Origin of the sequence: Pseudomonas sp. SWRI18 (assembly GCF_014268345.1) — a bacterium.
Lineage (GTDB): Bacteria > Pseudomonadota > Gammaproteobacteria > Pseudomonadales > Pseudomonadaceae > Aquipseudomonas > Aquipseudomonas cedrina.
This window is the reverse complement of the sequence record NZ_JACCQQ010000015.1, coordinates 130071-148496: the sequence shown is the minus strand read 5'-3', so window position 1 is coordinate 148496 and position 18426 is coordinate 130071. Positions and strand designations below refer to the sequence as shown.

Below are 18426 nucleotides of genomic sequence, written 5' to 3'. Positions count from 1 at the left end.
GCGTTGAGTTGATTCAGGTTTTCTTGCAGGCCCCGAGGATCAGGCAGGCATAGAGCACGCCAAATGCCAGGAAAGTGCCTTGCATGGTCATAACCCCGTTGAACAAGATCGGCGCCAGGAACCCGCACAGCAGCAACGGCACGCCGGTGCCTTGCCTGATGAGGGCCTTGTAGGACTTGAGCAGTAACCAGAGCAGGACGAATACCCTGAACAGGATGAACATCAGCCCTGCTGGAAGGCCCATTTCCAGCACGATCCGTGACCATTCATCTTCGGCCAATAAAAACCCCGAGCCCTGCTCTCGCCCCGCGCGCAGAATCGACGCGGCGGCATTGGTGCCCGAACCAATCCCGTGCCCCCAAAGTGGCGCGTCGTCGATTACACGAGTGAATGCGTACAGGCTGGAGAACGCACGCGTCACCGGCGAGCCCTCACTGGCAACCGCGCTCCTGTTTCGCTCCACCAGTACCTGGTAGCTGTCGGTGGACATGAAGACCAGCAGGCTCACAAACAACGCGGCCGCCAGGCCAAACAGCGACAACAGATTGCGCTGCGATTTCTTGATCAAGGCGACCGCCAGCGCGGCCACCAGCACCATCGCGGCGTACGCGTAGATGGCCCTCGACCCGGTCAGGAAACACATCACTGCCACTGCCAACGCCGACACCGCGAAAAGTCCGTAGCGCCGCGCAAACACCGCGCGGAACAAGGCTTTGTCGAAAATCGCCGCCACCAGGAAGGCAAAGCACGCCGACACGTACACCACATGCCCGGCGGTAAAGGTAAAGGTGCCGTACGGTCTGACGACGCCGTCGGCAATCATGAAGATGAAGTCATCATCGCCAATGCCTTTGTTCACGTAGGCCTGCGGCCCGGACGAATACTGCAGCACCACCAGGACGCTGATCGGGATCGCCGCAAACAGCGTGATGCGGGCGAAACGGTAGACGTCCGACAACCCCAGCGTCTTGCCGGCGACAAATATCAGCGGGAAATAGAGGAGGTAGTTGCGCACCCCGTAGCCATAGATGACAAAGCCTTCAGGGCTGCTCAACAAAAACGCAGACACCATCACGAAGAACACAATCACCAAGACAACGAAGTAAGCCGATACCAGGTTTTTCGAGAAAAAACCAAACCTGTAGGCGCACCAATAGATGTAAATGACTATCGGGTCCTTGATGAAATAGATGGCCGAGCTGAGACCTGGCATTACCCACTTGCGCAAGATGCCTTCGAACAGAATGAACAGGTAGATAAGCACGAACGCACTGACTACACGGGTGCGGTAGCGCTCATGTAAGTTGACCCCTTCAGGATTGGCCAAGGATTGCATCCATCACCTCCATGGCATAGCTTTCCCATGTCGTGCCGCCGGCGGACAACACCGCGTTGTGCTTCAACGTATTGAGTTTTTCCTTGTCCTCGGCCAGCTCGACCAGATGGGCAGCGATAGATTCGGCAGACCGGATCGGCACCACGTAGCCATTGACCCCATCGACGACCAAGTCTGCCGCACCGCAATTGCGCGAGACGATGACTGCCGTCCCCATGGCCAACGCTTCCCCCACCACCAGGCCGAAGGCCTCGGCGAGTGACGGCAAGACCAATACATCGGCCGCCAACAGGTGACGGATGACCTCTTCATGGGATGCAGAACTGAACCACTGGTACTTCTTCAGCTCGGTATTGAGCGCCTGGTTGCGACCGTTGGCGTAGTCCCCGCCGATCACGGTCACGTCCAGGGCCACACTGCTCGCCGCGAGATTCAGCGCGTCGAAAAAATACGAGATCCCCTTTTGCTGGGTCAGCGCTCCGACATAAATCACCTTCAACCGCGCACCGGGTCGGGCATTGACTTCATGGCGCACCCTCGGGGCAGGCCCACCGTAGGGCGTGATCGCGATGTTGTCGGGCGCGATGCCGTACTCACCCAGGGTTCGTTTGGCAAAGGTACTCGCCACAATGATCCGGTCCGCCAACGCAAGCTCGGCCGTTTGCTTGCGCACGGTGTCGTCACTGATGTTCGGAATGCTCGCTCGCCAGGCCGGGTTGGCTTCGCGCTCATGGTCAAGCTCCCTGCACGCGTAGGCAATGGAGCCAAAGGCCGCTTCATAGTTGAGGGTGATGCCTCCAATATCCCGTGCAGCGTTGAACAAGCCCAGGCACTTGCCGTCATAGCCGTACACCTGACCCGGTTTGCGCGGCGCCCTGTACAGAAAGTTGGCGCTGGCCTGGTCAATGTGGTTGTAGACGTTTTCCGGGCAGAACAGGCCCGTGTTGCGCTGTGTAAGCCGATACCACCTGAGCTTGTCGCAGAGCACGCGCGGTACGTCGTAGCGCGGGTAACTGTGCAGCAAGGCGCCGTCGACCTGATCGAAGGTGCGGCGCAAACATTCCTTGCCCACGATCGGCAGGCGGCAGAGGAACGAGTCCTTATGCAGTGCCAACGAGGTATGAAAGGAGTGCAGCAACCGCCGTTGATTCAACGCACGCAGCAGCGCACGAACATTTTGGTTACCGACGGGATGGGCGACCAGGATCATCTTGATTTACCCATCCAGGCTTCAACCACGGCACTTGAACGGACCGGGCTGTAGGTGAAGGCCCGCATGGCGCGCGACCTGATGACCCGTGCAGGATTGCCGGCCACGACGGTGTAGGGCTGCACATCTCGACCGACCACGCTGCCCGCGCCAACGACGGCCCCTTCACCAATCGTCACCCCCGGCAGGATCATTGCGTCCGTGGCGATCCAGGCGTAATCGCCGATCACCACCGCTGCGACCTTCAAGCGCCACGCGGGATCATCCAGGTCATGGGTTCCCGTCAGGATCCGCACGCCCTCATTGATCGCCACATGCGTCCCGATTTTCACGGGTGCATGCAATTGGATAAAGGTGCGTTTGCCGATAAAAGTGCCGGTGCCGACGCTGAAACGTGCGACCGCGCCTTCGAACTCCACGGCATTGATCATCACCAGCGAACCTAGCGTGGCGCCCTGCCGGCGCAACGCACGCTGGCGGCTATCGGCCTTGAGTAACCTGGCAAGCAGCAGTACGCGCTTGGCCAGGTATTTGAGCCCCTGCGGTTTGAACAGGCTGATTTTCAGTCGGTGGCGGATCAGGTCATTAATCAGCACGGGCCATCCTCAGCTCAAGACGATGGAAACCACGCTTGGCGAAGCCGAACAGCACCACTTCGGTGGCCACCAGCACATAGCAGACACCGAGCAGGCCGTAGTCTTGTGCAAGGCAAAACACTGCCAGCATGCTGGCGAGCGACACCAGCATGAACACCACGGCAAATGACGAATAGGACGCCGTGGCCATCAGGGCGACCCAGTACACCTGCCAGGCCACATGCGTCAGCGCGCCGAGGATCAGCACGAGCATGATGCTGGAAGAGTAATCGTCCTTCCTGCCCGACCACACATCAAATAGGGTCCCACCGAATGCCACCACCAGCGCGCCCATCACGCAGGCAATCGGCAGTGAAAATTTCAAGGCGTAACGGATCATCTTCCTGACCAATTGGTTGTCGCCGATGGAGAATGCGTAGGAAATTTCCGGCCACAGAGACTGGTTCACTACGGTGGAAAATTGCACCAGTACCCTGGAGATCGTTCGGTACAAGCCGAATATCGCCGCGTGGCCCGGCGACAGCAGTACCGACAGCAGAATGATCAACCCCTGTACGTTCAGCGCCAGGCCAATCGGAAAGGCCAGCGACGCCAGCGACGGTTTGATCAACGTCACAAACGCGCGCTTGCCCACGGCTGATGCGTTGAAACGCAAGGTAATACCCAGGCGGTTGGCGATCAGGTTCTTACTGACGAGGCCAATCGCACGCACCGCCAGCAACACCAGGCTGGTGTCGACCAGGCTGTGGGTGAGGTAGGCGCACATTAACGCCGCCGACCATTCCAGCATCCGGATCACGTTCATGATCAATGACGACAGCGGCAAGGCCTTGAAGGCGCGGTAGCGTATCGAGATCATGTTGGTAAACAGGCAAAGCAGCGAATAGCCGGTAAGCGCCGAGAGGATCAATACCCCGTCCCCGCTGCTGATTGACTTGAGATTGAGCAGGCTGAACAGGTCGAAGAACGCCAATGCCCCCAGAGCGAGCAACAGCATGCTGAGCCCCGCCAGTGACAAAAATGCAAAGCTGGTGCTGTAGACCGCACGCGCGACCCTCAGTCGCCCGCGCTCATGCCAGATCACCACTTTGCTCGAAGCAGCCGTGGTCACCCCTAGGTCGGACAGCGCCAGATAGGTCGGGATCGCGGACAGTACAACCCACTCGCTGTAGGCACCGAACCCCCAACTGGCAATCAGCACGGGAACGCTCACCAGCTGAATCAGCAGGTTCACCACCTGGCCAAACGAATTGGCGCCGATGCCATTGACGATTCTTTTAAGCACGCTCATGGAAAGACCTATACCGAGTTGAGAGGTCGCCCAATGGATACGTAGTGAATGCCTTTTTTCAGCACACTGGCGGGATCGAACAGGTTACGCCCGTCAAAAATCAGCGGCTGCTTGAGCTGCTGCTTGATCGCCGTGAAATCCGGCGCCTTGAAGGCTTGCCACTCGGTGACGATCATCAACGCGTCTGCGCCTTTCAGGCAGGCTTCCTTGGTGCCGCACAGGCGCAGGTCATCGCGGTCGCCATATAGGCGCTGGGTTTCTTCCATGGCTTGCGGGTCAAACGCCTGCACTTTTGCCCCGGCACGCCACAGGGCCTCCATCAACACACGACTGGGGGCCTCGCGCATGTCATCGGTATTGGGCTTGAAGCTGAGCCCCCAGAGCGCGAAAGTCTTGTCCCTCAGCTCACCGTTGAAATGCGTGGAAATCTTGTTGAACACGCTATTCTTCTGCTCGGCATTGCGCCGCTCCACCGCCTTGAGCAGCGTGGCATCGAAGTCGATAGTCTCGGCGGTCTGGATCAATGCCTGGACATCCTTCGGAAAGCACGACCCTCCATAACCGACGCCCGCGTAGAGAAAGTGATAGCCGATACGCGGATCGGAACCGATCCCCTGGCGGACCATCTCGATATCCGCCCCCAGGCGCTCGGCCAGGTTGGCCATCTCGTTCATGAAGCTGATCTTGGTGGCGAGCAGGCAATTGGCCGCATACTTGGTCAACTCGGCGCTGCGCACGTCCATCACAATGATTTTTTCGTGGTTGCGGTTGAACGGCGCATAGAGCTCGCGCATCACCTCTTCCGCATGTCGGCTGGCCGTGCCGATGACAATCCGGTCCGGCCTGATGCAGTCAGCCACTGCACAGCCTTCCTTGAGAAACTCGGGGTTGGACACCACGTCGAAGCTCAAGTCGGTGCGATCACGCAGGGCGAGCATGGCGGCGACCCGTGCACTGACCTTGTCGGCCGTGCCCACCGGAACGGTGGATTTGTCGATAATCGTCAGCGGCATCTGCATGTGCTGTCCAATGGTCTCGGCCACGGTCAGCACATATTTCAGATCCGCTGAACCATCCTCATCAGGCGGCGTGCCCACCGCGATAAACTGCACTTCGCCGTGCTTGACCGCTGCCACGGCATCGGTGGTGAAATTCAAGCGACCGGCCGTATGGTTTTCCCTGACCAACGTCTCCAGGCCCGGCTCGTAGATCGGAATATGCCCCTGTTTGAGACGTTCGACCCGATGAGCATCGATATCGACACACAGCACGTCGTGACCGACTTCCGCAAGTACCGCACCCTGGACCAGCCCCACATAACCAATGCCAAATACTGTGACTTTCATAGCGTTTCTCTTTGAACCTGCGGCCAGTGGTAGACGTGCTGCGCGTTGGACTTCAATGCCTTGCGTCCAGGATCAAACGCTGTCCGACTTGTACTCGTAGTTGTAATAGCTGTAGGCGCCGTATCCGTATTTGGCGGACGAGCGCTTCTCGATGCCGTTGAAAATGGCGCCTTTGAGTTCAATCCCATTCTGCTGATAGCGACGCATCGTCAGCTCCACTTCGCGCGCCGAGTTCAGCTCGAACCGGGCCACGATCAAGTTGGTACCGGATTGGCGCCCGACGATGGTTGCGTCGGTCACCGCGAGGAACGGCGGCGTATCCAGGATCACCAGGTCATAGAGCGCACTGACTTGTTCAAGAAACGCGCTGAAATTGGCGTGCATCAACAGTTCCGATGGGTTCGGGGGTATCCGGCCGCGGCCCAGGATGTGAAGGTTTTCCACTTCGGTGTGATGGATCGCAGCGCTGAGGTCGCAGCGTTTGGCCAGAAGGTCAGACAGCCCGTTTTCAGCCGGGATACCGAAGACTTTGTGCAAGTAGCCTTTGCGCATATCGACGTCCACCAACAACACACGCTGGCCCGAATGGGCAACCACGGCGGCCAGGTTCGATGAGACAAATGTCTTGCCGACCTGCGGGCTGGGCCCGGAGATCATCAGGCGGTTGTTACCGGCTTCCAGCATGGCGAAATGCAAACTCGTGCGCAGGCTGCGCAGCGCTTCAATCGCCAGGTCAGTTGGATTACTGAGCGCCAGCAACTGCGTCGATTCGGCCTTGTTGGCGCGAAAGAGTTTCTGGTCCATGTCCTTCTGGATGGCGCTGAACGGTATTGCCGCATACACCGGCAAGCCAAGCTTTTCCAATTCATTGGGGTTGGAAACGCCTCGGTTGAGCGCCTTGCGAAACAGCACCAGCGCAATCGCGACAAAGGCACCGAGCAGCGTAGCGATCACCACGATCAATGCCTTCTGCGGCCTGATCGGATTCCTCAAATCGACATCGGCGGTATCGATCAGGCGCACGTTACCGACAGTGCCGGCGCGCATTACGTCCAACTCCTGATACTTGTTCAGCAGTTGCGTGTAGATCTCGGTACTGACTTTCAGGTCCCGGGTCAGGCTCAGCAGTTCCTGCTGAGTGGTGGGCAGGCTTTCGACTTTTCTGGCCAGCTCATTTTGACGCGCACTGAGTTCCGCCAATTGCGTGAGGAGCGCGCGGTACACAGGATGCTGCGGCGTGAACTTTCGTTCTATCTCAGCCTGCTGCATCTTGAGTTCCGAAATGCTGGCGTCCAATGCGACGATCTGATCAAGAATCGCCTTGGCCTCAAGACTGATGTCGATGGTTTTGTTGCGGATCTGGAACTGATTGAGCGCCGTCTCGGCGTGCTCGACATCCTTGCGCACCTGCGGCAGTTGATCCTTGAGAAATGCCAGGCTCTGGGCAGCCTCTGCGGAAGTGCGATCAATGTTCTGGCGCACATAGATACGCGCCACTTCATTGAGCACTTCAATGGCAGCAGCCGGCCGGGTGCTTTCCAGCGCCAGGCCGATAATCCCCGATTCCTTGCCGCGCTCCGCCACGTCGAGTAATTTCTGGTAGCGCAAGATGCTGCTGAGGCGGGGTGAACGGACAACGCTGAATTGCGCGCCCGGATTGGCATGCAGCGTCTTGACCTGCAGCTTGATGCCATTGCTTTCGTAGAAACGACCCACCTGCCCCGTCAGTAAAACGTTGTCGTCCTGGTCCGACAGGGTGAAACGGGGGCCATCGCCGGCCGTCAAGGTCAGCTCCTGGCCCAACAGCTCGGCTGGGAGGCGCAATAGCGAAAACGTCAACTCCTCGCCCCCCCAGCCGTAGCTGTCCAGGCCGAGCCATGGGCTCGCCACGGCCTGATCCTGCGCAGGTTTGAAGCGCCGGGCAATAAAGTCGCCAACCAGCGGAAAGCGTTTGGGCTTCACCTCCAGGTCCAGGTTCAGGTTATCGACGGCGGTACCAATGGTGATTCTCGAACGTATCAGCTCGACTTCCGTGACAGTGGGCGACTCCTTTCCGAGCAAACTGCCAACGTCGGAAAAACCCAGCATGTCGCTTTTCTTCGGCTCGACCTGCACCAGCGCTGTGGCTTGGTATACCGGAGGCGTCAGCACGGCATAGGCCACACCCAGTGCCATAAACGCGATGCTGATACCAGCGATCAACCATTTATGGTCCAGCAGTGTGCCCAATAACATCATGAAATCTAAATCGGTTTCTTCGCCGTTATGCGACGCTATTGCGGGTGCTGATTGCATAAGTCAGTTCTTTTATCTAACTAAAAGTCAAGGAATGGCACAGGGTGCAAGACGCCCGGCTCCATGCACGTTTAACGGCTTCACGCAGTACGCAAACTCTCACTAGAGCCTGACTGTAAATCGTCCACATTATTTAATTTAAACTTGCCAAGCGCGTTATCCGGCGCTCATCAAGCAACTCAATTAACCAATCGTCGCGCCCAGGCCTGGGCCGCTTGTTCTATCAACGCATAGGCATGGACAAAAGCCGGCTTGCCCTGACGATACGGGTCCATGATCTCTCGATCGTATTGCCATTTACCCAACAGAAAGACCTTGCCCCGAGCCTCTGGCGCGAGACTGAGCACTCCTTTTATATGCCGTTGCTCCATGACCAGAACAAGGTCCGCATCACTCACGGCATCGCTTGTCAACTGACGCGCCCTGTGCAAACCCGGTATATGCCCATGTTCTTCAAGCACTTGCAAAGCCGTCGGTTCCAGAGGACTGTCACGCAATGCCGCCAACCCCGCCGAACTGACTTTTATGGCTGAAGACGCCAGTGCATTGCGCAGTAATTGCTCCGCCGTGGGGCTGCGACAGATATTGCCGACACACACAACCAAAATCTTATTGAACAAGGCAACCTCCCACGCGCCGTACTGTATTAATCCGGTAGTAAAAGGAATGGCCTTACTTAAAGTAGCGAGACGATTATGATCACAACACGCTTACTTCGACCACCTGTCGAGGCCGACGAAAAATAACAATCAGCGCCTTGACCGACTAAAAATAACATTCCCGCACTTTTCACCCCCGCACAGAATAAAGTGCCCCCAAGTGCTAAAACGAAGGGACGGCCATGAACACTTCAAAGTTATTGGTAGAGCGTATTGGCCTATTTCCTTCTTCGGGAAATATTCATATCGAAGTGAATAACTCGACCCGCGTCGTCAAGCGCATGCAGGTGTTGTATGGCGACAATTCGTTGGACAGCGATGAGTCGTGCTCCGGGCTGTCCATGGTGTTTGCCGACTGGCGCTTCAAGTTGCAGGTGAGTGACGCGCTGTCGGTGTGCCTGTGCGTGGAAAGTCGCGGTGACAGCCAGTTCATGCAGGTCAAGACCGCCGAGTTGCTGGCGAATATCTCCGGGACCGAGGAACGGCCATGAGTCTGCTGAGCGGTTTGATTCGCAGCTATGCGCTGAGAAAACTCACCGGGATGTTCGAAGGCTTTGCTGAACCGGCGGTGGGCGCGCAGTACCGGCGCAACACCCAGGCCATCGGCCATTGGCTTGAGCAGCTGCAAGGCAGTTCGCCGCAGCAAGTCACGCATACGCTGTTCAGGCAGATGGAGGCGGCGCGGCGTCGGGGCGATACCCGGCGCTTCAATGCGCAGACGGTGTTGCTGGCGTTGATGGTGGACAGCAACCGGGCGCAGGACCTGGGGACTTACTCGGCCGTCCTGCGCGGCGCATCCGCGCGCCAGGAAGGCGCTTGATGGGCTTGGTCGGCACCGGAGAGGCTGATGGCGACCCTGTTGAGCAGCACCTCAGCGTTGTACTTGGGCAACAGCGCACAAGCCAGCAAGACCGCCAGGCCACCGCCGATAAATGAACGGGATACCTTGATAGAGGTGGCTTCAATGCGCCACAGAAATGCAAGGGCCGCGCCGACGCCCAGCGCGGCGCCGGCCAGGGCTTCATTGAGTGGATGGATGTAAGGGGCAACGCAGAAAGCACTGAACCAGAGGCTGGCGAACACGCCCCCCAGCGCCGCCGGCCAGCGCAATGCCGGGTTGAACTGACGCGCCACCAGGCTCGATGCCACGGTGACCATCAGGCATGTATTCATGGCATGGCCGCTTAATACGGCGATGTCCATGTGTTGAAAGGATAAGCCCCAGCCCTTGAAGAGCAACTTGCTCAGGGCAACCAGTGTGTAAGCTGCCCCCACGGTGATTAACCAGGCACGCAGTGCCCAGGGGTTGGAGTACCTGAGCCACACGGCAATGATGATCGCGGCCGGAATCATGACGGTGATGCCGCCATATTGCGCAAATTCTGCCCGCATGACTTCCCAACCTGAGGTTCCCATTTCGGCGCCCATCAGACCCCAGGCCAGGGGAAAACACAACGTTATCGAGGGTCAGGCTTGCGCGATGCGCCCTGCTTAAAATGCAATTACCTGATCAAATCAAAGATTATGATTCTCTATTTTAATAATTAGGATAGAACCAAACGGCATTTTACTCAGGCAGTGGCTGCCCTTACCTTGCACGAGCATGACCGATCCCACCTGGCGCAGGTGTTGATACCCTACTCGACAAGGACAGACCATGAGCATCGAATTCATCGGCTACATTGGCGGCCATCACGCTTCCGAGATCCACCCGCGCAGCGGTCCTGCCCTGCAACCCGACTATGTCGAGACCGTGGCCCGCGCCCACGAAGACGCCGGCTTCGACCGCGCGCTGGTGGCCTTCCACTCCAACAGCCCGGACAGCACACTGATCGCGTCCCATGCGGCCAGCGTGACCAAGAAACTGCGGTTCCTCATTGCCCACCGCCCCGGTGTCACCCAGCCCACCCTGGCCGCGCGGCAGTTCAGCACCCTTGATGTGTTCAACGGTGGGCGCACCGCAGTGCATATCATCACGGGCGGCGACGACCGCGAATTGCGCGCCGATGGCAGCCATATCGGCAAGGACGAGCGCTACGCACGCACCGACGAATACCTGAGCGTGGTGCGCCAGGAATGGACCAGCGAGCAGCCGTTTGACTTTGAAGGCACCTACTATCAGGTCGAAGGTGCGCACTCCACGGTGAAGTCGCCGCAGCAGCCGCATATTCCGTTGTACTTTGGCGGTTCCTCCGCCGCCGCGATCGCAGTGGCGGGCAAGCACGCCGACGTGTATGCGCTGTGGGGCGAAACCTACGAGCAAGTGCGCGAGACCGTGAGCCAGGTTCGCGCCGAGGCGGCCAGGCATAGACGCACGATTCGCTTCAGTTTGTCGTTGCGCCCGATCCTGGCCGAGACCGAAGCGCTGGCGTGGGCACGGGCCGACAGCATCTTGCAGCAGGCAACCGCGCTGGCGGAAAAAAATGGCTTTGTGCGGCGCGAACCACCGAATGAAGGTTCGCGCCGGTTGCTCGCGGCGGCGGCGCAGGGATCGCGGCTGGACAAGCGCTTGTGGACCGGGATTGCCGGTTTGCTCGGGGCCCAGGGCAACTCGACGTCATTGGTGGGCACGGCCGAGCAAGTGGCTGAGGCGTTGGTGGACTACTACGACCTGGGGATCACGACGTTCCTGATTCGCGGGTTTGATCCGCTGGACGATGCGATTGACTACGGCAAGCGCCTGATTCCCCTCACCCGCCAACTGATCGCTGAACGCGAGCAGGACCAGCGAGTGGCCTGAGCACGCCACCGCTCTGCTTTCCTGTGGGAGCAGGCTTGCCCGCGTTGGGCTGCGCAGCAGCCCCAAAACCAGGCGCAAAGGAAAGTCTGATACTCCGCATTCGTCTTCATTGGGGCTGCTGCGCCCCCAACGCGGGCGGTGCGACGATTCGACAAGCCCGCTCGCCACAGGGGATTTGCCAGCCTCTGAAAATTGTGTAGATACCTATGCCGCGATAGCCATAGGTATCTACACAACTGCTTGCTGTTGCTCTGGCTGTTGCTGTTGCTCTGGCTTTTGATCTTGATCTCAGGCGCCCCGTCAAACACGCTGGCCGAACGCAGGTTTGAATCCGTGGGTAACCCGGCAGGACGCCGGGTTAGCCGCCCCGCGCCATGGATGGCGCGTGGCGGCGGCCCACGGATTCAAGCCTGCGTTCGGGCACACCGAGCCTAAGCGAGGTGCCGAGTGTTGGGGCAAGAGCGTTTTGCTTACTTTTGCGCTCTTCAAAAGTGAGCCGCCGTAAGGGCGGAACCAATAGCAGCCGTTACCGCAGAAACGGATATGTACTCGGTCAGATCCAAAAAAATAGTCGTCTGACAGACCGCCATCGCAGGCAAGCCAGCTCCCACAGGGGTCAGGCAGCGTTGCGGATCTTGTGCAGGGAATCGGCAACCCGCTTGCCAAACGCATCCACCGGCCCTTGCAGGTTGCCCAGGAAGTGCGGGTAGATCAGCCACAGGTCCATCACCGGCTTGAAGTCCTTGAGCGGCAGCACCGCCAGATGTTCACGGTGCGCGCTGCGCTCCAGCAAGGGGCGAGGCACCAAGCCAAGGCCCAGGCCGTCCGCCACCAGGCCCAACTGCAGCTCGGTGCCGAAGGTTTCCAGGTTCACCCGCAATACCAACCCCTGGTCGGCCAAGGTGCGCTGTAAGCCAGCGCGAAAGCCGCAGCCATCCGGGTTGAGCACCCAGCCCTGCTGATAAACGTCCGCCAGCTTGCAAGGCTTCTTCGGCAACTGCGCCTTGGCACACACCACCACCAGCTCCATCTTGCCGATGGATGCACCGACGATGTTGTCCGGGAAAACCTTGCTCGCCGGGAACAACGCCACGGCCGCATCCAGCTCGCCACGTTCGATCTTGCCGACCAACTGGCTGCCCCATCCCGTGACGACCTGGGCACGCAGGTCCGGGTACTCGGTGCGCAGCTGCTTGAGCGCATCCAGCAGCACCACATCGCCGAGGGTCTGCGGCACGCCCAGGCGCAACAGGCCGGTGGGCGGCGCGTCGGTGGCGACCAGTTCGCGCAGTGCATCCATCTCGCGCAGGATCAACCGGCACTGCTCATACACGCGGGTACCGATCAACGTGGGCTTGAGGGGCTTGGTGTTGCGGTCGAACAGCTCTACCCCCAGGGCCTGCTCGAAGTTCTGCACACGGCGGGTGATCGCCGGCTGGGTCAGTTGCAACGACTCGGCGGCGTGGCTGATCGACTGGCAACGAATCACTTCGACAAAGGCATCGATATCGTCAATTTTCATTGGGGCCGCACATAGAGAACAGTCATTAAGATGTGTGCGAAGCATAGTTGCCGCAGGGTTATCTGGATAGCCCGCACTGTGGCCGATAACGTTTAGCGCAGGTCGCACCGGTTCTAAATTACCTTCAGCTATAAGCTAATCATTAAAAATCAGCATATTAATTATAAACATTATGCTTAGATAATCGCATCGCCAGCAACCACACGATGGACATGCCATGACCCAGGCCGCACACCCGGAAAGACTCAGAGCCTTCATAGGCGCACTGGCGGAATTGATCGACGGCCATCCACGCGAAGGCGACCTGCTGCACCGTGGCGGCAAGCTGCTGGCTCAATTGGTCAGCCATGATGACTGGCTGCCGGATGAATTCGCCAGGCCCGATCCCGAGCGCTACCAGCAGTTCCTGCTGCATGCCGACTCGCGCGAGCGCTTTTGCATCGTCAGCTTTGTATGGGGGCCGGGGCAAAACACGCCGATCCACGACCACCGGGTGTGGGGCCTGATCGGGATGCTGCGCGGGGCGGAGTTTTCCCAAGGTTTTGAACGCGCGCCGGATGGCCGGCTGGTTGCCCGAGGAGAGCCGATCCAACTGGTGCCGGGCCAGGTTGAAGCGGTGTCGCCCAAAGTCGGCGATATCCATCAGGTGAGCAATGCCTACAGCGACCAGGTGTCGATCAGCATTCATGTGTACGGCGCCAATATCGGTGCGGTGCGCCGTGCGGTGTATCAACCTGACGGCAGCGAAAAACTGTTTATTTCCGGTTATTCCAATGCCTTTCTCCCGAATATCTGGGATTTGTCCAAAGAAAAGAGCCCTGCCCTATGAGCACTTCCACCCGTAGCTTCGCCCAGATCCGCCAGGCCATGCTGGACCGCGAAGAACTCGCCCTGATCGACGTACGCGAAGAAGCGCCGTTTGCCGAATCCCACCCGTTGTTCGCGGCGAATATCCCGTTGTCCAAGCTGGAACTGGAGGTGTACTCGCGCATTCCACGCCTCGATACCCAGGTCACCGTCTACGATAACGGCGAAGGGCTGGCCGCCCGCGCCGCTGAACGCCTGGTCGCGTTGGGCTACACCCAGGTCAGCCTGCTGGAAGGTGGGCTGGACGGTTGGCGCAAGGCCGGTGGCGAGCTGTTTATCGACGTCAACGTGCCCAGCAAAGCCTTCGGCGAGCTGGTGGAAAGCGAGCGGCACACGCCGTCCCTGGCGGCTGAAGACGTGCAAGCGTTGCTCGACAGCCAGGCCGATATAGTGGTGCTCGATGCGCGCCGCTTCGACGAATACCAGACCATGAGCATCCCCACCGGCATCAGCGTGCCCGGCGCCGAACTGGTGCTGCGCGCCCGCGAGCTGGCGCCGGACCCGGCCACCCGCATCATCGTCAACTGCGCCGGGCGCACCCGCAGCATTATCGGCACCCAGTCGCTGATCAATGCCGGCGTGGCCAACCCGGTATCGGCCCTGCGTAACGGCACCATCGGCTGGATCCTGGCCGGGCAGAAACTCGCCCATGGCCAATCACGTCGTTTTGCACCGACCTCGGAAGAACACCGCCAACTCGCCGCGGCCGATGCGCGCCGTGTCGCCGACAAGGCGCGTGTGGGCCGCGCCACCCTGGCCGACCTGAAGGCCTGGCAGCAGGAACCGACACGCACGACCTACCTGTTCGATGTACGCACACCGGAAGAATACGCAGCCGGCCACCTGCCGGGCGCACGTTCGACGCCGGGCGGGCAACTGGTGCAGGAAACAGACCACGTCGCCAGCGTGCGCGGTGCCCGGCTGGTACTGGCGGATGACGACGGCGTGCGCGCCAATATGTCCGCGTCCTGGCTGGCCCAACTGGGCTGGGACGTGCATGTACTGGATGACCTGCAACCGGCGCACTTGAGCGAGAAAGGCGCGTGGATCGCTCCCGTACCGACGCCGCCCCCGGTCGAGCCGATCAGCCCCCGGACCCTGGCCGACTGGCTGGCCCATGGCGACACCGTGGTGCTGGATTTCACCGCCAGCGCCAACTACGTCAAGCGCCATATTCCCGGGGCCTGGTGGGTGCTACGTGCGCAACTGCCCCAGGCCCTGGCCAAGGTGCCCGCCGCCCAGCGCTACGTACTGACCTGCGGCAGTAGCCAATTGGCGCGCCTGGCGGTGGCCGAGGTCGAAGCCCTCACCGGCAAGCCCGTGTTCCTGCTGCAAGACGGCACCACCGGCTGGATCAACGCGCAGTTGCCATTGGAAACAGGCGAAACCCACCTGGCCTCGCCGCGTATCGACCGCTATCGGCGCCCGTACGAAGGCACCGACAGCCCCAGGGAAGCCATGCAGGCCTATCTGGATTGGGAGTTCGGCCTCGTAGACCAGCTGGCGCGCGACGGCACCCATGGTTTCTACGTTATCTGAGCATCCCGTGCAGCACCCGCGCAATCCGCCCCTTCTCCAGGCGGAGGCATCCCTCTTTGAACACTCAACGCCTGGAGTCTGCCCCATGTTTTACACCCTGCCCCTCAAGCACCGTTTCCTCGCCTGCGCCCTTGCCCTCGGGCTGATCGGCAGTGCTCACGCCGCCGAGCTGCAGCCGCTACGGGTGGCGAACCAGAAGTCAACGATCAAAGCGCTGCTTGAAGTCAGCGGCGAAACACAGAACCTGCCCTATGCCATCCAGTGGTCGGAGTTCCCGTCCGCCTCGCCGCTGGGCGAAGCCTTGAACGCCGGGGCCGTGGATATCGGCGCCCTTGGCGATGCGCCGTACGTGTTCGCCCTCGGTGCCGGTGCCTCGCTCAAGGTGGTCAGTATCATCCACGCCGAAGGCCGCAACACCACCGCCCTGCTGGTGCCCAAGGACTCGCCGATCAAGACCGCCGCCGACCTCAAGGGCAAGAAAATCGTCACCGGGCGCGGTTCCATCGGGCATTACCTGGCGATCAAAGCCTTGGCCAGCGCCGGCCTGACCAGCCAGGATGCGCACTTCATTTTCCTGCTGCCCGCCGAATCACGTCTGGTGCTGGATAACGGCACCGCCGATGCCTGGGCGACGTGGGACCCCTATACCACCGTGGTGACCTCGCAAAGCCAGGCGCGTGTACTGGTCAGCGGCAAGCAGCTACTGAGCAATCATTTGTACTTGGCCGCCACCCGAGAGGCCATCGCCGACAAGCGCCCGCAGCTGGACGACTTTGTCGCACGCGTCGACCGCGCCTATGCGTGGGCCAACACCCACCCCAATGAGTACGCCGCCGCCCAGGCCAGGATCACCGGCCTGCCGCTGCAAGTGCATGTGGAAGTGGCCAAGGACACCCACCTGACGCCAGTCGCCATCGACGACCCGGTGATCAGCGGCCTGCAAGCCACCGCCGACACCTACCGGAAAGAAGGCCTGCTGACCCGGCACATCGACGTGTCGCAAGGCTTCGACAAAAGCTTCAACGCCAAGCGTGTCCAACTCTCCCAGGCAACTCGCTGACAGGAGCAGGTCACTGGTGGGAGCTGGCTTGTCGGCGAGCATTTCATTTGATGCGATAGTGAAAAGTATTGCGCACCGCCGGCACCGGAACAGGCTTGCCATCGATCATTCTTGGCTGATAGCGAAAGGTGTTTGCCGCCGCCAGTGAAGGTCGCATGAACAGGGGGTGGCAGCCCTCCAGCACCTTGGGGTTTTCCACGCGGCCCTGGGTGTTGACGGTGTACTCCACCGAACAGTCGCCTTCGATGTTCTTGTCCAGCGCACGCTCGGGGTAGTCCGGTGCTTGCTTGCTCAAGGGCTGGTATTGGCGGCTGTCGAATGCAGGCGCGGCCGCCGCGGGAGCGGGACGTGTGCGCTCGGCGGCAAGGCGTTCTCGGGCCTGGCGTTGTTGCTCCAGCTCGCGATTTTGCTGTTCGCTGTCTAACCTTTCCTGCTGCTGCTCGACCTTCTTCTGCTCGACCCGCTTGCGCGCCAACGCGGCTTTCTCGAGTTTTTGCGCCTGGATCTGCGGGTCGACAGTGGGCTTCACGGGGGCAGGAACGGCGACGGGCTCCGGGGTTGGCGCGACCGCAACCGGTTCAGGCGCTGGAGCCGGAGCCGGAGCCGGTAGCATCACCAACTGGGTATGCATCACCCTCGGCGCTTGCACCGGCGGTTTTTCCGTCGACCACTCCACCGTCAATGCCGCCAGCACGCCCACATGCAGCATCACCGCCAGGCTCGCCGCCAGGCTGTTTCTGCACAACCCGGACGTCGGCCGGGGCGCCATCGCCAGTGTCGGGCCGTGCGTGATCATCGCCGTCATTGCGCTGCCTCGGTCACCAGCCCCAGGTTGCTCACACCGCCCTTCTGCAACACCGCCATGGCCGCGACCACGCGACCGTAGCCGGCGTTTTCGTCGGCGCGGATATACACCTGGGTGTCACTGCGCGCCGCCACCACCTGCATGACCTTGGCGCCCATTTCATCGAGGGTCACGGCGCTGTCGGTCTGGTGCCGGGTATCGAGTTCACCGCCCAGGCTCCAGTAATAACCCCCGTCGGCCTTCACCGACAACGTAAGGATCTGTTGGCGAGTGTCGGTGGCCAGCGCCTCGGCGGCCACTTTAGGCAGTTCGATCTTTACGCCCTGGGTGAGCATCGGCGCGGTGACCATGAAGATCACCAGCAGCACCAGCATCACGTCGATGTAGGGCACCACGTTCATCTCGGCCTTGGGCCCGTGCTTGCGTTGCGGCCTTACTAACATGGGATCGCTCCAGTTCAGGCGGCTGCGGCCAGGTTGATCGGCGTGCCGCTCAGGGCGCGGTGCAGGCGCACTTGCAGTTCGTTGCCGAAAGCGTAGTAACGGGTGAGCAAGGTCTGGCTGCGCGCCGCAAAGCGGTTATAGGCGATCACCGCCGGGATGGCTGCAAACAAGCCGATCGCCGTGGCGATCAGGGCTTCGGCGATGCCTGGCGCGACCGTCGACAGCGTGGCCTGTTGCACCTGGGACAAGCCAATAAAGGAATTCATGATGCCCCATACCGTGCCGAACAAACCGATATAGGGGCTGACCGAGCCCACGGTGGCGAGAAATTGCAGGCCCTTTTCCAGCTCGATTTCCTGTTCGGTGATCGCGACCTGCAAAGCCCGCTCCACACCTTCCAGCACCGCCGGATCGTGGCTGTGCAGGTGTTGATATTCCTGCACCCCCGCGATGAAAATCGGCGCAATGCCACCCTCGCCCGCCTGCACGGTTTCGCGGTACAGCGCCTGCAAGTCGGGGGCGGCGCGAAAGCGCTGCATGAAGCCATTCAACTGGCGCTCCAGGCGCCGCAGCACACTGCCGCGCTGGATAATCAGGTACCAACTGAGCAAGGATGCCAACAGCAAGGTGACCATCACCGCCTTGACCAACAGGCTGGCGTCACTGATCAGGCCCCAGATCGTCATATGTTCCATCGTCGCGTGCATGGTTGATGCC

18 protein-coding genes are annotated in these 18426 nt (G+C 60.3%); 6 read left to right on the top strand and 12 right to left on the bottom strand.

What is annotated here, in order from left to right; translation table 11 throughout:
- Window positions 1-13 precede the first annotated feature (13 nt).
- From H0Z09_RS17555 to H0Z09_RS17525, 7 genes are all read right to left on the bottom strand, one after another.
- The gene (locus H0Z09_RS17555; protein WP_186691875.1) at window positions 14-1336 is read right to left on the bottom strand and encodes an O-antigen ligase family protein; all 1323 of its coding nucleotides are present in this window, start codon (window positions 1334-1336) and stop codon (window positions 14-16) included.
- Entirely contained in the window at window positions 1314-2546 is a 1233-nt protein-coding gene (locus H0Z09_RS17550; protein ID WP_186691873.1) for a glycosyltransferase family 4 protein, read from the bottom strand. The genes H0Z09_RS17555 and H0Z09_RS17550 overlap by 23 nt, the downstream gene beginning before the upstream one ends.
- On the bottom strand, window positions 2543-3142 hold the full coding sequence (locus tag H0Z09_RS27505; protein WP_269458640.1) for an acyltransferase: 600 nt from the start codon (window positions 3140-3142) through the stop codon (window positions 2543-2545). The genes H0Z09_RS17550 and H0Z09_RS27505 overlap by 4 nt, the downstream gene beginning before the upstream one ends.
- Window positions 3132-4433, bottom strand: coding sequence for a hypothetical protein (locus tag H0Z09_RS17540; RefSeq protein WP_186691871.1), 1302 nt, complete (start codon window positions 4431-4433; stop codon window positions 3132-3134). Before H0Z09_RS17540 ends, H0Z09_RS27505 begins: the two co-directional genes overlap by 11 nt.
- An 8-nt stretch (window positions 4434-4441) precedes the next feature.
- Entirely contained in the window at window positions 4442-5779 is a 1338-nt protein-coding gene (locus H0Z09_RS17535) for a UDP-glucose/GDP-mannose dehydrogenase family protein (protein ID WP_186691869.1), read from the bottom strand.
- Window positions 5780-5851: 72 nt separating this feature from the next.
- Window positions 5852-8074 (bottom strand): polysaccharide biosynthesis tyrosine autokinase, encoded by a 2223-nt coding sequence (locus H0Z09_RS17530; protein ID WP_186691867.1) that lies wholly within the window; start codon window positions 8072-8074, stop codon window positions 5852-5854.
- A 179-nt stretch (window positions 8075-8253) separates the two neighbouring features.
- A complete protein-coding gene (locus tag H0Z09_RS17525; protein WP_186691857.1) occupies window positions 8254-8694 on the bottom strand; it encodes a low molecular weight protein-tyrosine-phosphatase in 441 nt (146 codons plus the stop codon).
- Between the two features lie 221 nt (window positions 8695-8915).
- On the opposite strand from H0Z09_RS17525, the gene H0Z09_RS17520 reads away from it, so the two are divergent.
- Both H0Z09_RS17520 and H0Z09_RS17515 read left to right on the top strand, forming a co-directional pair.
- The gene (locus H0Z09_RS17520) at window positions 8916-9224 is read left to right on the top strand and encodes a phosphomannomutase (RefSeq protein ID WP_231998961.1); all 309 of its coding nucleotides are present in this window, start codon (window positions 8916-8918) and stop codon (window positions 9222-9224) included.
- Window positions 9221-9553 carry a hypothetical protein gene (locus tag H0Z09_RS17515; protein WP_076952543.1) on the top strand — a complete coding sequence of 111 codons (333 nt, stop codon included), beginning with the start codon at window positions 9221-9223 and terminating at the stop codon, window positions 9551-9553. Before H0Z09_RS17520 ends, H0Z09_RS17515 begins: the two co-directional genes overlap by 4 nt.
- Here the strand turns inward: H0Z09_RS17515 and H0Z09_RS17510 are convergent.
- A complete protein-coding gene (locus tag H0Z09_RS17510; RefSeq protein WP_238340266.1) occupies window positions 9505-10125 on the bottom strand; it encodes a hypothetical protein in 621 nt (206 codons plus the stop codon). The two genes, H0Z09_RS17515 and H0Z09_RS17510, sit on opposite strands and share 49 nt — an antisense overlap.
- A gap of 265 nt (window positions 10126-10390) precedes the next feature.
- On the opposite strand from H0Z09_RS17510, the gene H0Z09_RS17505 reads away from it, so the two are divergent.
- Window positions 10391-11473: an LLM class flavin-dependent oxidoreductase gene (locus tag H0Z09_RS17505; RefSeq protein WP_186691855.1), complete on the top strand. Its 1083-nt coding sequence runs from the start codon at window positions 10391-10393 to the stop codon at window positions 11471-11473.
- Window positions 11474-12089: 616 nt separating this feature from the next.
- Here the strand turns inward: H0Z09_RS17505 and H0Z09_RS17500 are convergent.
- Window positions 12090-12995 (bottom strand): LysR family transcriptional regulator, encoded by a 906-nt coding sequence (locus tag H0Z09_RS17500; RefSeq protein WP_186691853.1) that lies wholly within the window; start codon window positions 12993-12995, stop codon window positions 12090-12092.
- Between the two features lie 217 nt (window positions 12996-13212).
- Between H0Z09_RS17500 and H0Z09_RS17495 the strand changes: the two genes are divergently transcribed.
- The 3 genes from H0Z09_RS17495 to H0Z09_RS17485 all read left to right on the top strand — a co-directional run bounded on the left by H0Z09_RS17495 (window position 13213) and on the right by H0Z09_RS17485 (window position 16461).
- Complete coding sequence (locus H0Z09_RS17495; RefSeq protein ID WP_186691851.1) at window positions 13213-13824, top strand: cysteine dioxygenase; 612 nt, start codon at window positions 13213-13215, stop codon at window positions 13822-13824.
- Complete coding sequence (locus H0Z09_RS17490; protein ID WP_186691849.1) at window positions 13821-15401, top strand: rhodanese homology domain-containing protein; 1581 nt, start codon at window positions 13821-13823, stop codon at window positions 15399-15401. Before H0Z09_RS17495 ends, H0Z09_RS17490 begins: the two co-directional genes overlap by 4 nt.
- An 85-nt stretch (window positions 15402-15486) precedes the next feature.
- Window positions 15487-16461: an ABC transporter substrate-binding protein gene (locus H0Z09_RS17485; RefSeq protein ID WP_186691847.1), complete on the top strand. Its 975-nt coding sequence runs from the start codon at window positions 15487-15489 to the stop codon at window positions 16459-16461.
- A gap of 43 nt (window positions 16462-16504) precedes the next feature.
- Here H0Z09_RS17485 and H0Z09_RS17480 read toward each other — a convergent pair whose 3' ends face one another.
- From H0Z09_RS17480 to tolQ, 3 genes are read right to left on the bottom strand one after another with little or no spacing between them, the layout of a single operon-like run.
- Window positions 16505-17266 (bottom strand): energy transducer TonB, encoded by a 762-nt coding sequence (locus tag H0Z09_RS17480; protein ID WP_186691845.1) that lies wholly within the window; start codon window positions 17264-17266, stop codon window positions 16505-16507.
- Window positions 17263-17709 (bottom strand): protein TolR, encoded by a 447-nt coding sequence (gene tolR / locus H0Z09_RS17475; RefSeq protein WP_186691843.1) that lies wholly within the window; start codon window positions 17707-17709, stop codon window positions 17263-17265. Before tolR ends, H0Z09_RS17480 begins: the two co-directional genes overlap by 4 nt.
- A gap of 14 nt (window positions 17710-17723) precedes the next feature.
- Window positions 17724-18416, bottom strand: a complete 693-nt coding sequence (gene tolQ / locus H0Z09_RS17470) for a protein TolQ (protein ID WP_186691841.1) — start codon at window positions 18414-18416, stop codon at window positions 17724-17726.
- Window positions 18417-18426: the final 10 nt, after the last annotated feature.

Bases quoted from the DNA above. Each gene is read 5' to 3' on its own strand.
- H0Z09_RS17555 (WP_186691875.1), bottom strand. From the start codon at position 1,336: ATGCAATCCTTGGCCAATCCTGAAGGGGTCAACTTACATGAGCGCTAC.
- H0Z09_RS17550 (WP_186691873.1), bottom strand. From the start codon at position 2,546: ATGATCCTGGTCGCCCATCCCGTCGGTAACCAAAATGTTCGTGCGCTG.
- H0Z09_RS17540 (WP_186691871.1), bottom strand. From the start codon at position 4,433: ATGAGCGTGCTTAAAAGAATCGTCAATGGCATCGGCGCCAATTCGTTT.
- H0Z09_RS17535 (WP_186691869.1), bottom strand. From the start codon at position 5,779: ATGAAAGTCACAGTATTTGGCATTGGTTATGTGGGGCTGGTCCAGGGT.
- H0Z09_RS17530 (WP_186691867.1), bottom strand. From the start codon at position 8,074: ATGCAATCAGCACCCGCAATAGCGTCGCATAACGGCGAAGAAACCGAT.
- H0Z09_RS17520 (WP_231998961.1), top strand. From the start codon at position 8,916: ATGAACACTTCAAAGTTATTGGTAGAGCGTATTGGCCTATTTCCTTCT.
- H0Z09_RS17515 (WP_076952543.1), top strand. From the start codon at position 9,221: ATGAGTCTGCTGAGCGGTTTGATTCGCAGCTATGCGCTGAGAAAACTC.
- H0Z09_RS17510 (WP_238340266.1), bottom strand. From the start codon at position 10,125: ATGCGGGCAGAATTTGCGCAATATGGCGGCATCACCGTCATGATTCCG.
- H0Z09_RS17505 (WP_186691855.1), top strand. From the start codon at position 10,391: ATGAGCATCGAATTCATCGGCTACATTGGCGGCCATCACGCTTCCGAG.
- H0Z09_RS17500 (WP_186691853.1), bottom strand. From the start codon at position 12,995: ATGAAAATTGACGATATCGATGCCTTTGTCGAAGTGATTCGTTGCCAG.
- H0Z09_RS17495 (WP_186691851.1), top strand. From the start codon at position 13,213: ATGACCCAGGCCGCACACCCGGAAAGACTCAGAGCCTTCATAGGCGCA.
- H0Z09_RS17490 (WP_186691849.1), top strand. From the start codon at position 13,821: ATGAGCACTTCCACCCGTAGCTTCGCCCAGATCCGCCAGGCCATGCTG.
- H0Z09_RS17485 (WP_186691847.1), top strand. From the start codon at position 15,487: ATGTTTTACACCCTGCCCCTCAAGCACCGTTTCCTCGCCTGCGCCCTT.
- H0Z09_RS17480 (WP_186691845.1), bottom strand. From the start codon at position 17,266: ATGACGGCGATGATCACGCACGGCCCGACACTGGCGATGGCGCCCCGG.
- tolR (WP_186691843.1), bottom strand. From the start codon at position 17,709: ATGTTAGTAAGGCCGCAACGCAAGCACGGGCCCAAGGCCGAGATGAAC.
- tolQ (WP_186691841.1), bottom strand. From the start codon at position 18,416: ATGCACGCGACGATGGAACATATGACGATCTGGGGCCTGATCAGTGAC.